This window comes from Methanoregula sp. (assembly GCF_035543475.1).
Lineage (GTDB): Archaea > Halobacteriota > Methanomicrobia > Methanomicrobiales > Methanospirillaceae > Methanoregula.
Genome location: NZ_DATKKA010000010.1, coordinates 20,477 through 36,152, shown reverse-complemented (window position 1 = coordinate 36,152; position 15,676 = coordinate 20,477). Strand labels below are relative to the sequence as shown.

General features: G+C 55.7%; 10 protein-coding genes. 4 read left to right on the top strand and 6 right to left on the bottom strand.

Features of this window, described 5'->3' with window-relative positions; genetic code table 11:
• Positions 1-280: 280 nt before the first annotated feature.
• Together VMS83_RS04300 and glyS are read right to left on the bottom strand one after the other, a co-directional pair.
• Positions 281-2,518, bottom strand: a complete 2,238-nt coding sequence (locus VMS83_RS04300; RefSeq protein WP_325410218.1) for a DEAD/DEAH box helicase — start codon at positions 2,516-2,518, stop codon at positions 281-283.
• A gap of 268 nt (positions 2,519-2,786) precedes the next feature.
• Positions 2,787-4,508: a glycine--tRNA ligase gene (glyS, locus tag VMS83_RS04295; protein ID WP_325410217.1), complete on the bottom strand. Its 1,722-nt coding sequence runs from the start codon at positions 4,506-4,508 to the stop codon at positions 2,787-2,789.
• A gap of 280 nt (positions 4,509-4,788) precedes the next feature.
• On the opposite strand from glyS, the gene VMS83_RS04290 reads away from it, so the two are divergent.
• The 3 genes from VMS83_RS04290 to VMS83_RS04280 all read left to right on the top strand — a co-directional run bounded on the left by VMS83_RS04290 (position 4,789) and on the right by VMS83_RS04280 (position 7,770).
• Positions 4,789-5,397, top strand: a complete 609-nt coding sequence (locus VMS83_RS04290; protein ID WP_325410215.1) for a response regulator receiver protein — start codon at positions 4,789-4,791, stop codon at positions 5,395-5,397.
• An 87-nt stretch (positions 5,398-5,484) separates the two neighbouring features.
• On the top strand, positions 5,485-6,153 hold the full coding sequence (locus VMS83_RS04285; RefSeq protein ID WP_325410213.1) for a metal-dependent hydrolase: 669 nt from the start codon (positions 5,485-5,487) through the stop codon (positions 6,151-6,153).
• 129 nt (positions 6,154-6,282) lie between these two features.
• Positions 6,283-7,770 carry an RNB domain-containing ribonuclease gene (locus tag VMS83_RS04280; protein WP_325410211.1) on the top strand — a complete coding sequence of 496 codons (1,488 nt, stop codon included), beginning with the start codon at positions 6,283-6,285 and terminating at the stop codon, positions 7,768-7,770.
• A gap of 80 nt (positions 7,771-7,850) precedes the next feature.
• Here the strand turns inward: VMS83_RS04280 and VMS83_RS04275 are convergent, their stop codons facing one another.
• Positions 7,851-9,443, bottom strand: coding sequence for a PKD domain-containing protein (locus VMS83_RS04275; protein ID WP_325410209.1), 1,593 nt, complete (start codon positions 9,441-9,443; stop codon positions 7,851-7,853).
• Between the two features lie 310 nt (positions 9,444-9,753).
• A complete protein-coding gene (locus VMS83_RS04270; RefSeq protein WP_325410207.1) occupies positions 9,754-10,551 on the bottom strand; it encodes a hypothetical protein in 798 nt (265 codons plus the stop codon).
• Positions 10,552-10,594: 43 nt separating this feature from the next.
• Between VMS83_RS04270 and metG the strand changes: the two genes are divergently transcribed.
• Positions 10,595-12,583, top strand: coding sequence for a methionine--tRNA ligase (metG, locus tag VMS83_RS04265; RefSeq protein WP_325410205.1), 1,989 nt, complete (start codon positions 10,595-10,597; stop codon positions 12,581-12,583).
• A gap of 110 nt (positions 12,584-12,693) precedes the next feature.
• Here metG and VMS83_RS04260 read toward each other — a convergent pair whose 3' ends face one another.
• Both VMS83_RS04260 and VMS83_RS04255 read right to left on the bottom strand, forming a co-directional pair.
• On the bottom strand, positions 12,694-14,745 hold the full coding sequence (locus VMS83_RS04260) for a PAS domain-containing protein (RefSeq protein ID WP_325410203.1): 2,052 nt from the start codon (positions 14,743-14,745) through the stop codon (positions 12,694-12,696).
• Positions 14,746-15,054: 309 nt separating this feature from the next.
• The gene (locus VMS83_RS04255; RefSeq protein WP_325410201.1) at positions 15,055-15,657 is read right to left on the bottom strand and encodes a HEAT repeat domain-containing protein; all 603 of its coding nucleotides are present in this window, start codon (positions 15,655-15,657) and stop codon (positions 15,055-15,057) included.
• Positions 15,658-15,676 lie beyond the last annotated feature (19 nt).

Here is a 15,676-nt window from a genome sequence, read left to right as displayed (position 1 = left end):
CCCTTTCGGGGACCTCGACAGGCCCTCGCTGGGCAGATTACCTGTTTCCCGGCTAGCAGGTGATTGAGGCCGCCGTGGGGCGCCCTTCAGGGCGGCGGCAAGGCATCGTTGCAGGTCTGGCGAAAATTACAAAAAAGAATTCAGAGATGGTAGATTTGGCTCAACGGGAGTAAAGCATCACGTTATAAAATTGAATGTTTGAATTGTCAGACACAATTTGCACAATAAATATGGTAAATTCGCCACTCCCTTCGATCACAGCAATGGAAAAATAGAGTGATCACCCGTACTTTCTCCGGCACAACTCAAAGATCTTCGTCCCCGTCTTCTCTCCGATCCCCTTCACCGCAACCAGTTCCTCAAGCGTTGCATTTGCAATCCCCTGGATGGATCCAAAATGCGCCAGCAACAGCCTTGCGTTCTTCAGTCCTATCTCGGGAAACGCCGAGATAATATATTCCTGCTCCTCTTTTGCCGACGTAAATGACTTGTGCGGATGGAGTTTGCGCTCACCGCGTTCGCCTTCCTCCCTTTTTGCCATTACAAAGAGCATCTGCGCCGTGTCCTGCTCGTCCCGGGTGAAAAGCAGGGTGATGCCCATATCGATGGCTAGTGCTGCGAGCACCCCGCGGAGTGCGTTCGGGTTCATATCCCGTTGCATGTAGATGTCGCCTCCCTCGATCACCATGACCGGCCGCGGTACGGCATCCGCGAGTGCCTTGGCCTGCCCGAGAAGGTCGCGGTTGATGAGGGTATCGACAAAGTCCCGTGCGGTCTTGCGCTCGACAAGGATGCGGTCACCGATGGCATAGTCCCCCCGGGGCAGGCGTTGGAGCCGGATCGCCGCTCCCATGCCGGAGAGTTCCTCGACAACTTTCGAGGAAGTCTCGCGGTCGTCGATCCGGATCGCCGGGCCCTGCGGGGTGAACTCCTCGATCCGGGTCTGGTCGGCCACAACCGGTTGCTGTGCCGTGATTCCCTGTCCGCTCATCTGCCGCAGGTTCTTCTGCATCTGCCGCTCCTTGGTCTGGCTCACGTACCGGTACACATCGTCTGATGTTCCTTTGGTGGTAAGCACCACCACTCTTCCTGCACCAGACCGCCCGGTCCGCCCCTTGCGCTGGATGGACCGGATCTCGGAGGGGACCGGCTCGTAGAAGATCACGAGATCGGTGGAGGGGACATCAAGTCCCTCCTCGCCGACGGAAGTGGCGATGAGCACCTTGAATTCCCCGGCCCGGAACCGGGCCAGGGCAGCGATCTGCCTCTTCTGCGAGAGTCCTTTCTCCGCGTCCTTCGTGGCCTGGCCCACGAACCGTTCACAGGAGATCCCGTTTTTGGAGAGGTAATCGACGAGAAGCTGGACCGTGTCCCGGAAGGTGGCAAAGATGATGATCCGGCTGTCGGGATGAGTATCGATCTGCTCTTTTACAATCTCAAGGACTGCTGCGGGTTTGGGATGAAGTTCCCCGGTCCAGGTAAGCGTCTGTTCGTACAGGGTATGGAAGGCAGGGTCCCTGCTCAGTCGCTGGCTTGCCTTGCTCCCACCTGGACCCGTCCCCTCGGCCACCAGTTTTGCGATGTAGCCGCGGAAGACCTCACTCCCCTGTGATTCGGCAAGGGTCACGGCATGTTTGAGTTTTAAGCACTCCGCGTACACCGAGGCGGCCGAATACCCCGCCGGGTCGCGGTTCTGGATCCGCTGCTGGATCTGGGCGTTGATACCAGCCAGCTCCTTCATCGACAGCCTGTCCCTTTTTGGGACTGCAAAACCGAGTGAGGCCAGGAGTCCCAGCCGATCATCGATCAGCGTGTGAATGGCGTGGATGGCGCCTTTAAGTTCTGCCGGAAGATCGATCTGGTGGACTTCAACTTCGCGCTCGTGGACATAGGGGCTGACATCGGGATCGCTCTCGGTCCTGTTCTCGATCTGGGCGATGCCGAGATTCGCGCAGACATCGCTGACTTTCTCCTGCACTCCCCCGGGCGAGGCGGTCATGGCCAGGAGGAGGGGTTTTGCAGCGGTGTCGTGGTAGCGACGGGCGAGAAAGACATAGGCATAGTTTCCCACTGCCCGGTGGCATTCGTCAACAATGAGGAGCGTTACGTCCTGCAACGTATAGCGCCCGGCAATAAGATCGTTTTTTACCACCTGCGGGGTGGCAAAGACCACCTGTGAGCGTTCCCAGTCTGCAGTGCGTTCGGCGGGCGGGGCCTCGCCGGTAAACATGGCAAACGGCGAACCTTCAGCGCCTGCCGGGCTCTTCGCGATAAGGTACTTCTCGAAAAAACGGAGGTGTTGCTCTACAAGTGGTTTTGTGGGGGCAAGCATCAGCACCCGTCCCCCCTCGTTGTAAAGCCGTGAAGCGGCAACGAGCAGGGCGACAGCAGTCTTCCCAAGACCCGTGGGGAGGATCACCATCGTATTGGCATCCAGCGCCTTCATCGCGATCGCGAGCTGGTACTCCCGCGACTCGATACTGTCAGGACGGATGAGGGGATGGCTGATGCAGGGCATATTTCTGATGAGGATTTGATCTCGCCGGGTAATATAGGGAATTGTGGGGGGAAAGGAGAATTCTGTTTCCGTTCTCTCATTGGAGCGAGGGCTCCCTGCCTCAGGGCCCCCGGGGCACGGCGGGGCAAATTACCGGTTTTGTCGGCGGGAAAAGAAAAGGTAATTGAGGCCGCCGCGGGGGCGCCCCGTCGGGGCGGCGGCAGGCATCGTACTCTCAGGGAGCAAAAATTTACTAAATGATATAGGTAGTAACCCGAAAAAGGATATCTTATCCCAGTTCCGCGAATTTTTTGTCGCCCCTGACCAGTGCACTTATTGTGCCCGGGATGCTGTCAATAGCCACCCGGACCTGCTTCATGCTGTCCCGGTCCCTGAGGGTAACAGTGTGGTTCTCTTTCGAATCATAGTCGACCGTGATCGCAAACGGGGTTCCGATCTCATCCTGCCTGCGGTAACGGCGACCGATTGCACCGGAATCGTCGTACTCCGCGAGGATACCCTGCTTCTGGAGCGTTGTCGTGATCTCCCCGGCCAGGGTGTCGAGGCCGTCCCGGGCCATGAGCGGGAAGACGGCAACCTGTACGGGGGCGACCTGCGGGGAGAGCCGGAGCACGGTGCGCTTCTCGCCGTCCGCGGTGTCCTCATCGTAGGCCTGCTCGAGCACCGCATAGCACATCCGGTCGATGCCGTACGAGGGTTCAATCACGTGGGGCACGATCTCTTCGCCCCGGATATCCACAACCTCATCTCTTACCTCGAAGAGGTTGGCCGGGATATGGATGGTCTCGCCATCCACGGTGACATCTGCACCTTCTGCAGTCGGTGTTGCGGTCTCGAGGGCGGCAAAGATCGCCTTTGCCTTCTGCCGGTACTGCTTGCCCAGCACTCCCATGTTCGGGATAATGCGCCGGCGCTCTACCTTTTTTGGCGTCTCGTACTGGATGAAGACCGTCATCGAAGTGCCGCTCTGTCCTGCATGAGCATTGAGATCGTAACTGGTCCGGTCGGCGATCCCGACAGTCTCGACCCAGCCGAAGCGGTCCGAGTACACTTCCGCATCCCAGCAATCTGTGGCATAGTGCGCCCGTTCGTCGGGAAGATGCTGCCGGAACCGGAGCCGGTCCGGCCTGATGCCAACGGTCACCAGCAGTTCATGGGTGAGGGCTACATAGTAGGCGACATACTCGTTTGCGATAATACCGCCGTCTACCGCGTCACGCATCGACATTTCAACTGCGGGTTCACATTTTTGCTGGTGCGTGTAGGTCAGCAGGGGCATCCGGTAATTCGCATATCGCTTGAATGCCGGGTGGCGGTTCTTCTCGGCCGGGTGGACAAAGATCTCGGCTTCTGCCTGGGTGAATTCGCGGAGCCGGATCATACCCTGCCGGGGCGAGATCTCGTTCCGGTAAGACTTGCCGATCTGCACCGCCCCAAACGGAAGCTTGTCGCGGTAGAACCTCAGGAGCCGGGAAAAGTCCACAAACATACCCTGTGCAGTTTCGGGGCGGAGGTACCCGACGCGCTGGGACCCGGGGCCAATCGTTGTCTGGAACATGAGGTTGAAGTTGTATACGTCGACGTTCCCGAGTACCTCATCGCAGGCAGGGCACCTACAGGTTGCAATCGCAGCGGCAAGCGTTGCATTGTCCATTGTTGAGGCTCCGCAGACCCCGCCGCCATCAGCCACGTGGTCGGCCCTGAGGTATTCCTTACAGTGCGGGCACTGGCACATCTTGTCGGAGAATCCCTTGACGTGACCGGAGGCGATAAAGACTGCTTCCTGGGCGATCGTCGGGCATTCGATCTCGTAATACCCTTCCTGGACAACGTAAAAATGCCGCCAGATATTCTCTATCCTCCGCTTCATCATGGCACCGAGAGGGCCGTAATCGATAAAACCGGCCACCGCCCCGTAACATTCCGAGGTCGGCCAGATAAAACCCCGACGCTTGGCCAGATCCATTACATTTTCAAAAACATCGCTCATGCAGGTTCCCTGAATCTTCTCTTATACAGTTGCACCACTCCCGACAAAAAGGCTCGCGTCCGGGTCTTGCATGACCGCATGGGGTGTTTGGCAGCAACAGGATCTGTACTGATACAGATTTCATTTATCCAGTCCGGAACTGCATTTTGTGCGCGAATCCCGAAAGTCCATAAAATGCGATCCAGCGCTAAATAAAAGGTTTCTGGTCAAAAGAACTGTAAAGATAGCATTAAATAGTTGACGAAGTATTGTATATCCTAATCCCAAGACGGGGTATCCAATGACGGAAGACAAACGGAAAGCACAGTTGCTGGAACTCTTCAGCACCATGTCCGGCAAGACAAAGATTGTCGAGCCGATGAAAAACATTCATGGCACCCTCCGGGACAGTGATGCGATCGAACGCGAGGTCGCCCTCGTTATGCGGGAGATCATCGAACAGGGGATCTTCAAGACCTCGCTCAAACCCATCCAGCTCGCGAAGCTGGTCACCTCCTTCTATGCCGGAAAGAACGATACCGAGATCGCCCGCGAACTGGGAGACGAGAAGCTGAGCAAGACCGTCGCAAGGGCAAGGGTGCGGCTCAAGCTCTTCCGCGACCTGGATTTCAGAATGCCGTTTGACAAGGAGAAAATGGAAGACCTGATAGCCTCGGGAAAGACCATGAAGGAGGTCTCCGATGAACTTGGCGTCAGTCCCTCCACGCTTCGCGAATACCGGCATGTCATTGAAGAACAGGAAGACCCCACCATCGATCCGTACATCCATCGGATCCGGGACGTCATGGAAGACCGCGATCTCTCCGAACAGATGACCCGGAGCGCGACCGCTGACAACCTGGGCGAATCCATTGATATTACGGAAGCCGAACTGATCGATGTGACATAAAACCGTTTCATTATCTCCTTTACCCTTTTTTTCGCCCCCCTCCCGGCCATAAAAATGTTCATCCCTGCGCACGCCCCACCGGTATATATGCACCTCACGTGGTTTGGCCATGCCTGTGTCCTGCTCAGCGGTACAAAAAAAGTCCTCATCGACCCTTTTGTTGATGAGGGGAGCATTGCCGGCATCGATCCGGACCTTGTTCTGGTTACCCATGGCCATTTCGATCACCTGGGAGAAACCATACACCTTAAAAAACCAACCGTGGCAATCGGCGAGTTAGCCCATTACCTTCAGGCCAAAGGTGTTCCTGCAGAGGGCATGAACATTGGCGGTACTCTTGACATCTGCGGTGTCAGGGTCACCATGACCCAGGCACTTCACTCTTCAAGGATTGATGATCCGGCCATGACAGGAAGTACTGGCGCAGCTGCAGGGTTTGTGGTCCGGATGGACGGGGTGAGCGTGTACCACGCCGGGGATACCGGACTTTTTTCTGATATGAAACTGATCGGCGAGCTTTATCATCCCGATGTTGCCCTCCTCCCCATTGGCGGAAGGTATACAATGGGGACCCGGGAGGCGATGATGGCAGCACAGTTTGTCGGTGCAAAGACCGTGGTGCCGATCCATTACAATACCTGGGAGAAGATTACGGCAGATGCCGGAGAGTTTAAGATGGCCATCGAGCGGACCACGGATCTCACCGTGAAAATATTGCAACCCGGAGAAAGTCTTGAGATCCCCTCAGGGGCATAAACACATCCTGTCTCCTCGATTCCCTCATCTGCCCCGCACTTGTGTTTTTCGTTTCTGTACCCGTTATGGGAAAAACCGGGAGAGCAATTCACGAGATATTTAAGCATCCAGCGAGAACACACGGTAGATATGAAAAAACCCCGGCCCCATGATATCGATCTCAGGACCATTGCGTGGCGTGCGATGGAAAAGTACGGATTTGTGGCCCGGTTCCCCCCTCCGGTGATGGATGAGGTCAACGGGATGCAGGAACGGATATTTGCCGGATGTCCCGAGGAGACCTGTGATCTCCGGCACCTGCTCTGGTCATCGATCGATAACCACGATTCACAGGACCTTGACCAGCTGGAATACTGCGAACGTACTCCGGAGGGGGCGATCCGCGTTAAGGTTGCCATCGCCGATGTCGATTCCTATGTTCACCAGCATTCCCCAACTGACGAGTACGCGGCCCACAACGGGACATCGGTCTACACAGGGGTTATCACTTTCCCCATGCTTCCCGAGCGTCTCTCCTATGGTATTACCTCCCTCCTGCAGGACCGGGACCGTCTTGCCGTAATTATTGAGTTTGTCGTCAACCGGGACGGGAGCTTTACCCCGAAGGAGGTCTACCGTGGGCTGGTGCGCAACCGGGCAAAACTGGTGTACGAGAAAGTGGGGGACTGGCTTGACGGCACCGGTCCGATACCCCCGGCGATAAAGGATATTCCCGGGCTCGAAGAACAGGTCCGCCTCCAGAATGAAACCGCACAGCTTTTGCGCACCTTCCGCAGGGCTCAGGGAGCGCTTGAATTCGATACCCTGGAAGCCGAAGTGGTCATGGAGAATGGCGAGGTGCGGGGACTAGTGACCCGGACTCCCGACCCTGCACGGGCCTTAATCGAGGAGTTCATGGTGGCCGCGAACGGGACCATGGTCGCGAGGCTGGGTGCTGCCGGTGTCCCGATGATCCAGAGGGTGGTCAAGACCCCCAGAAACTGGGCCGGTATCTTACTCACTGCTGCAGCCCTTGGCGAGACCCTGCCCGACAAGCCGGATGCCAAAGCGCTTGCACGTTTCCTCGCCCGGCAGAAGGCTGTTGATCCGCTCCATTTTCCGGATCTCTCCCTTACGATCATCAAACTGCTGGGTCCGGGAGAGTATACCATGCTTGAACCGGGTGAGACCCCGACCGGTCATTTTGCCCTTGCGGTTGTCGATTATACGCACGCCACAGCACCGAACCGGCGATACGTGGATATCATCAACCAGCGCCAGATAAAGGCCATCCTGACGAAGAGTCCCGGTCCCTACTCTGCTGCCGAGCTTCAGGATAAGGCGCTCTGGCTGACGGACCGGGAGAAGGCGTCAAAGAAGGTGAAGAGGTTCATGCGGAAGTCCGTTGCTGCCATGCTGCTCGAGGACAGTCTCGGTAAGACGTTTGAGGCGCTGGTGACCGGGGTTGCGGACAAGGGAACGTACGTGCGGCTCCTGACGCCCCCGGCAGAAGGGCGGGTGGTGAAGGGAGAGCGTAATCTCCGTGTGGGCCAGAAGGTACGGGTCCGGCTCCTGAAAACGGATCCTTACAATGGCTTTATCGATTTCGAGTGTATCGCCCGGGAAAAAATGGACTGAGCGGGATCCCCCTTTTTATTTTTTTTATCCGGTCACGTGCCACAAAGAAAAGCGGGATGCCCGGGGAACCCCGGGGCCCGTTACAGTTCCCTGCGTCCCGAATGCCTTCTGCCCCCGGAACGGCCCCGGGAGTGGAGAATATAGGCGATGCCAGCCAGGACCAGGATCACGATGCCTATCAGGGGAAGCGTCCATGAGGGGGATGTTCCGGCCGGTGCTGATGTTGCGTTTGTCACTATTGAGGAGGGTGTCTGCGCTGGCTGTGCAGTTGTCCCTTGTGCCGTCGGGAATGTGGTTGATGCAGCGGCCATGGTCGGGGTGGCGGTTGTAAAGGGTTCGGCAACCGTGATAAATCCCGGCATGACTGTGGTATTGTGCCCGCCCGGATTTACCGTTGTGAGGCTGACGGAATAGGAACCCGCTGTGGTATAGGTATGCATGGGGTTCTGGTCGGTACTGGTAGAACCGTCGCCAAAGAGCCACTGCCAGCCGTTCGGGGAATTACTCGAGGTGTCCTGGAACTGAACCGTCAGCGGGGCATTTCCCGACCGGATATCGGCACTAAAGGAACTTGACGGTGCCGAAAGGGCATTGGAGACCGTAATATACGCGGGCATGGTAGTCGTGTTGCTGCCTGCAGAGTTGGTTGCACCAAGCGAGACTGCATAGGAACCGACCGTTGTAAAGGTATGAATTGGGTTCTGGAGTGTGGAGGTTCCACCGTCACCAAAAGTCCAGTACCAGCCCGTCGGAGTATTGTTGGTGGTATCGATAAACTGGACACTGAGTGGATTTGTCCCTGAAGTCACGTTGGAAGTGAAGGCCGCCGCCGGCATGGCCGCGTTTACGGTGATGTACCCGGGCTGGGAGACGGTATTGCTCCCCACAATGTTTGATGCGGTAAGGGTGACCGTATAGGACCCGGCTGCAGTGTAGGTATGTGACGGGTTCTGGAGTGTGGAGGTTCCGCCGTCACCAAAAGACCAGACCCAGGAGTTCGGGGAGTTCGTGGAGGCGTCAACGAATTGGACGGTCAATGGCTCGTAACCGCTGGTTATGGTGGTCTTGAAGATTGCTGTGGGGACGACCGTGACGGGGAGGATGGTGATGTAGTTACTCATTGATGTGGTGTTGCTGCCTGCTGCATTCGTGGCGGTGAGTGTCACCGTAAAGGAACCGGACGAAGTATATGTATGTACCGGGTTGGGGCTGGCCGATGTTCCTCCATCACCAAAGGACCAGACCCAGGAAGCCGGGGAATTGGTTGACGTATCCAGGAACTGCACGGTGAAGGGTGGGGATCCTGCGGTAACATTGGTCACAAACGAGACCACCGGTACTGATGCGGCCTTCGTTGCGGTAACGTATCCCTGGTACGTTGCGGTATTGGTTCCTGCAGAGTTTGCAGCGATCAGCGTCACCGTGTAGGTGCCGGGGGTTGTGTAGATATGTGACGGGTTCTGGAGGGTAGATATCCCTCCGTCGCCGAATAACCACGTCCAGGACGTCGGCGAGTTCAGGGATGAATCCACAAACTGTACCGTGAGCGGAACGTTTCCTGAGGAGGCATTCGATATGAACGATGCTACCGGAACCGCTCCAAGCGCCGGGCAGGTGATTCCTATACCACAGACAAAGAGAACTACAATACAGAAGAATGGTGTTATTTTCATGCAGGGTCTCCGATACCGTTTTTCCCGGGGACGAGATGAGACGGTCGCTTTTTATATGCACCATCTGTCCATTGTACCATTGCTTTTATCTCCTGTTATTAATGTTTGCTCCCCCGGTCATCCCGTGAGGAGGCTGTATACCCTGCTGGCAGGCATGAGATTCACCGGGGGGAACGGCAGCCGGCCAGATACGATGGGTCCACGTATGACCTGGTCACCGGGTAAAATAATGATCTTAAAGGAATGCATATGCAGGTATTTTTTTTGCGGATGGTTCTGTCATTTTCTCCCTGTGCAACACCGGGAGATATCATTTGCTGTATACCGCATGCTCCACAAGATGGGACCAGTAGGCGTCGCATTCCGCTGTACAGTACCCTCCGACAATCACCTGGTCCGGATCAACATGGGATAATAGAAGCCGTACATCTTCCTCGTCGGGGTCCATCACGATCCAACGGTGGACCTCATACTCGTTTGCGAGATCCAGGGCCTTATCGAGCATCTTCGGGCTGACAGCTGCCTGGCGCTGGTATTCCAGCAGCGGTATCAGGTCCTTCTCTTTGGGTGCCGGAGCAAAAAAGAGGACCTTCTTTCCGGCCAGCCGGGAGATCTCCTGTTCATCCACGCGGTCACAGATAAGCACATGCCCCCCAATCCCCTCGTCCCGCATCGCCCGCATCAGAGTGCGGTAGGCTGCGGTGATCGCGTCGTGCCACTCGTCATCATCGCCGTAATATCTGTCGGTGATCCCCAGTGAGCAGGGAGCCGGAAGTGCACACCAGGCCTCTTTTTTCTGTGCGGTAAGCGATCTTGCATCCTGAACAAGGAATTCCGTATCCGTATGCAGGTCACCGGTAACCGTATCCCGGGCCGTGTTCAGGCCGGCAAGACTTTCGCGAACCCGATCCCGGCAGAAGAGACCTCCGCCACAGGGAGAAGTAATCCCGGCAGATATTTCCTGGACAAGCGATACATCGAGCCGGTATGCAAAAAGATCAGCAGCCATTCCCCGATGGTCGGCTATCCATGCAGCGAGAGCATCGCGATCCGGGATGCCGGGTTCGGCTCCAAGCGCCCGGGTGGGAAGTGGTACCATCTTTGGCATGGTACATGAATTATTACCTATCGCATGCTAAAAAGTACCTTCAATGACTCAACCACCGCTGCTGGTCACCTGCGGGCTCCCTTACACCAATGGGCCCTGCCACCTCGGGCATCTGCGAACGTACGTCCCTGCCGACTGTTACGTCCGCTACATGCGGCGGACCGGTGAAGAAGTTGTCTTTGTTTCAGGTTCTGACAACCATGGGACGCCCATCGTGGTCTCTGCCGAGGAGAGGGGGATCTCCCCCCGGGCGCTCTCCGAGCAGTACCACCGGCATTTCGATGAGACGTTCAGACGGATAGGAGTGGAATTCGATCACTTCGGTATGACAGATAACCCGGCTAATCACCACCGGACAAGGGCGATTGTGGCAAACCTGGAAAAGAACGGTTATATCTACAAACAGGTCGTTCACCAGGCGTATTGCCCCACCTGCAAACGCTTCCTCCCGGACCGGTACGTCGAAGGTACCTGCCCGTACTGCGGCAAGCAGGCGCGGGGGGACGAATGCGACCAGGGGTGCGGCAAGCACCTCGAACCGGGCGAGATCAAGGACCCGGTCTGCAAGGTCTGCGGGACAAAGGCGGAGTTCCGGGACCAGGAGCATTATTTCTTCCGGCTTTCAGCGTTCAAGGAATACCTTCTTCCCTTCCTTGACAAGCTGCGGGGTACAAGCAACGCAAAAAACTATGCAATCGGCTGGATCCGGGATGAGTTGCATGACTGGTGTATCACCCGCACGCTTGAATGGGGCGTGAAATTTCCGGACCGGGACGATCTCGTCGTGTATGTCTGGGTCGATGCACCGATCGGTTATATTGCGTTTACCGAAGAGTGGGCGGCCAAAGCCGGGAAAGACTGGAAGAAGTACTGGTGCAATGAAAACCGGGTCACCCACTTCATCGGCGGGGATATTATCTATCACCACTGCATTTTCTGGCCGGGGCTCCTGAAAGGCGCCGGGTATGGTGAACCCTATGCTGTGGTAGCAAGCGGGATGGTCAAGGTCGATGACCACAAGTTCTCGAAGTCCCGGGGGTACGTGGTCTGGACCAACGAGGATTATCTGGACAAGGGCCTTTCCCCTGATTACCTCCGGTACTACCTGCTCGCGTATACCAGCCACACCAAGGAGCTGAATTTCTCGTGGAAGGTCTTTGGCGAACGTATTAACAACGAGGTCGTCAACATTCTCGGGAACTTTATCTACCGTTCTCTCTTCTTTGCCCACAAGGAGTTCGGGGGGATCCCTCCCGGGACGGTTGATCCCTCTATCACGGCAGAGATCGAAAAGTGTCTTACCGGCGTTGACCGCCAGATGAAAGAGTATGAATTCAAGGGGGCCGTGGATACCGTCATGGCTCTTGCCGCTTTCGGGAACACATACATCCAGACGCAGGCGCCGTGGAAACTGGTTAAGACCGATCGCGCAGCGGCCGCCCAGGTGATCAGGAACTGCATCCAGATTGTAAAAGCCCTTGCCCTCCTCATCGAGCCGGTAATGCCCGTACAGGCGCAGGAGTGCTGGACGCAGCTGGGATACACGGATCGTGTGGCCTCGCACCGTATCAACGAGGCACCCGGCCCGGTGCCGGACCGCACACTTGCGGCCCCGGTCCCGCTCTTTGGGCGGCTTGAGGAGAAACAGATTGCGGAGCTGGATGCTGTTCTCCAGCGTCGCGTTGCGGAGGCGAATAAAAAGATGGAGAAGGTACCGTTAATTTCGATCGAGGATTTCGGCAAAGTAGAGATGAAGACCGGGAAGATACTTGCCGCCGAGGCAATTCCCAAATCAAGCAAACTCTTAAAACTCAGGGTGGATGTCGGAGGCGAGATCCGGCAGATCGTCAGCGGTATCGCCCAGTTCTATAAACCTGAGAATCTGGTGGGAAAGGAGGTTGTTGTCCTGACCAACCTCGCACCGGCAAAGATCTTTGGGGTAGAGAGCAATGGTATGATCCTCGCGGCCGGGGATTCCGCATCCCTGCTCCGGCCGGAAAACCCGGTGGAGCCCGGCACGAAGATCCGGTAACCCTCGTTTTTGTGTTACCTGATCTCAACGGGGATAGGCATTCTCTTCACGGGTTGCGTATTCCTCGATACTACCCCCCCTCTTTACCCGGGGCGTATCATCATAACCATCTATTTTTTATTCCGGTATCGCCCTTTCGGGACGACAATTTCAAAGCGCACGCCCTGTCCCGGTTCTCCCGTTTCAGCGATGGCAATCCCGGTAAATCCGAGTAACTCCCGGATCAGGAAGAGACTGACCATATTGTCCTCGCTGTATCCGAATTCGAAGATCCGCTCTTTCTCCCCTGCAGGAATACCCCCGCTGTCATCCTCGTAGACGAGGATAAGGGAGTCATGGCTCTGGTGGGTTGTCATCCGGATCGTGGAGAGTGCCGCCCCACCATGCCGGAACGACAATGAGAGGAGGCTGAAGAAGATCCGCGGGAGCAGGGGGTCGGCAAAGATCTCGAGATCCCCGACACCGGTGGTGATATCGACCTCATGTTCGGGAAGCATCTGGATTGCTTCGGCAAACGCCTGGTTTACGGACTGCCACCGGGGTGCTATAACACCGGGGTTCTGGAGAGCCCGTTCGTACGCAATCTGATTCTTGATAGACTCCACCGATCCGATCGTCTTGTCAAAGAACATCTGCATCTCTTCATGCGTGGTTTTGAGCTGGGCCCGTTCAAGGTACGTCATGATGACTGCCAGCTGATCCAGGATGTCACTTCTGGTGATTGAGAAGATCAGGTCTCTTTTGATGGTGACCGCTTCATCGGTGACATCTTCTGCTATGCCAAGCATGTACCGTACCGATCGCTTCGAATCGTAGATCGGGACGATGATCATATGGATAACGCGTTCTCCCCGGGTCTTTGATGTGATCTTTTTATACCTGATCTCTACCCGGGATGCCAGTGCATCGCTATCCTCCTTACGGATCTGCTCCGCCATAGCCGGAGTGAATATCTCCTCGTCTCTCTTTCCGATTACCTCTTTTGCCGGCCGTTCGAATATCTCCTCGCTGGCACGGTTCCAGAATACATAGGTACCTGTCTCCGATTTTTTAAGAAAGATTCCTACCGGTAACTGATCGATGAGATCCCGGTGGAAGATCTCTTCGTCATCCAGTCGCTGGATGGCAGACTTGAGCGAGTCAACCATCGTGTTGATGCTTTTTTCAAGAGTGACAAATTCGCGGGCATCCGTCGTGCCGATACGGTGTTCGAAGTTCCCTCCGGCAATGATATCCGCGTCATGTGCAATGTTTTCTATCGGGCGGGTCATCCTTCGGGAGAAGATATAGGCAAGAAGACAACCGATTACAAGCGCACAGCACCCGAAGACCAAGTGGACAAAGAGAAGATGGTTGAGCTCATCCTGGACCCGGCCGGTGTCATAGGTGAGCTCCACGATCCTGCTCATGTCAGAACCATAGCGGGGATTTTTGAGATTGACAAAGAGATACCGTGTTTCCGTATGGTTAACCGGGTTCATGGTCTGGAGGGTTGTCTGGAGAGCTATCACCTGTTTGATATCTGCTTCCGTGGTGTTGTCCGGTAGAATGTTATCCTCAGTGGTCCGTCCCAGGGTGTCGAATACCTGGTAGTTCACGATGAAGGGATTAAATGATACCGATCTCGCGATATTACTCATATCGTCAAGCCTGAGGTACGTGGTGTTTAAATCAGAAGGCGAGTAACCCAGCTCCATGATATACTGGTGATCCGGGGTAGGTTCATAGGCATACTTCATGAATCTTCCATCGGCAATATCCCTCACGACACGATCCGGGAAGAAACCCTGGGACTGCCTGACGGTCGTAAGATAACTGTAAAAATAGGGTATGCTCCGGAAATCCTCACCCTGTTCCGGGGGATAGGTGGTATAGACAATAACACCGGACTGGTTAATGATATAAATATCGTACCCGCTTCCCAGTTCTCCCTGCACGAGGGAAAGATTCATTGCCGCCGGGTTCCCGCGGGTGCGGTTGTACTCGGCGAAGAGAACATCGAATCCTTTTATCATCTGATCGTTGAGCTGGTCGTCCAGCACAGTTGTTGCCGAATCGTCCATCCGCAATGCGGCAGCAATGCTGTCTTCAGTCTGGTTCTGCAGTGTTGAAAATTCAGTATCGATACTGCTCTTGAGATTGATATAATCGTAAACGGTCATGAGACCTACAAGAAAGAGAACAAGGATCAACATTATGATGAGCAAAGATCGTGAGAAGGAGTGAGTACTCCCGGGTACTGGATTGCTGGTTCCCATGCTGCATCACCATGAACACTGCTAGCACAGAGCACTAATGTATGTCATCTTATGAATCGCTCTCAAGTTAATGATAAAGATACGGAAATGATCTTTTGATTGGAGAATCAATAAAAATGGTATTTCCCCGGTCAGAAAACCCTCTTAACGACAATGCGTCTCTCATTCTGCCTTACTTCCGGAAGGGACAGAAAACGGGATCCACCTGGCAACTTACCGCAGTGCTTCTGTCATTGCCTTCCGGACATGCTCGTCTTTTTCTCCGGCCATAGCCTCAGTAATTGCCTGGCGGGCCTTCGTTCCTCCGATGGCGGAGAGTGCCTTTATGGTCATCATCCTGACAACCGGATTTTCGTCCTTTAAGAGGATGATCAGGGGATCGATTGCCGTCGAATCACCAAGACCGGTCAGCCCCTTTGCCGCCATGTACCGTACATGATCGCGGCTGTCCTGGAGCCCCCGGATAAGGGGCTTTACGGCGTTCTCATCAGCGAGCCTGCCCAGTGCTTCAGCGGCACGGTAACGTGTCTCCCACTTAGGATCTTTCATTGCAACAGAAAGGGGTTCGATTGTGGCTTTGCCGGTTGCAACGAGAGCAAGCATGGCCTGCTCCCGGACGGATTTGTCCAGATCCCCGAGCGCTTCGATCAGGGGCCTGATGGCATGGTGTGTCCGGGCATTGCCAAGAAGAAATGCAGCATATCGCCTGACGGCGGGATCAGCATTGTTCTTCAGGGTGCTGATCAGGACTTCGATCCCCTGCCGCTCCAGATCCTCGGCCCCTTCAGGAGCCGGAGGTTTGGTGGTGTCAGTCATAATCTCTTCACCCACAACT

What these genes read in the sequence shown, in the direction of transcription:
- VMS83_RS04300 (WP_325410218.1), bottom strand. Translation starts at nt 2,518, where the DNA reads ATGCCCTGCATCAGCCATCCCCTCATCCGTCCTGACAGTATCGAGTCG.
- glyS (WP_325410217.1), bottom strand. Translation starts at nt 4,508, where the DNA reads ATGAGCGATGTTTTTGAAAATGTAATGGATCTGGCCAAGCGTCGGGGT.
- VMS83_RS04290 (WP_325410215.1), top strand. Translation starts at nt 4,789, where the DNA reads ATGACGGAAGACAAACGGAAAGCACAGTTGCTGGAACTCTTCAGCACC.
- VMS83_RS04285 (WP_325410213.1), top strand. Translation starts at nt 5,485, where the DNA reads ATGCACCTCACGTGGTTTGGCCATGCCTGTGTCCTGCTCAGCGGTACA.
- VMS83_RS04280 (WP_325410211.1), top strand. Translation starts at nt 6,283, where the DNA reads ATGAAAAAACCCCGGCCCCATGATATCGATCTCAGGACCATTGCGTGG.
- VMS83_RS04275 (WP_325410209.1), bottom strand. Translation starts at nt 9,443, where the DNA reads ATGAAAATAACACCATTCTTCTGTATTGTAGTTCTCTTTGTCTGTGGT.
- VMS83_RS04270 (WP_325410207.1), bottom strand. Translation starts at nt 10,551, where the DNA reads ATGCCAAAGATGGTACCACTTCCCACCCGGGCGCTTGGAGCCGAACCC.
- metG (WP_325410205.1), top strand. Translation starts at nt 10,595, where the DNA reads ATGACTCAACCACCGCTGCTGGTCACCTGCGGGCTCCCTTACACCAAT.
- VMS83_RS04260 (WP_325410203.1), bottom strand. Translation starts at nt 14,745, where the DNA reads ATGACCGTTTACGATTATATCAATCTCAAGAGCAGTATCGATACTGAA.
- VMS83_RS04255 (WP_325410201.1), bottom strand. Translation starts at nt 15,657, where the DNA reads ATGACTGACACCACCAAACCTCCGGCTCCTGAAGGGGCCGAGGATCTG.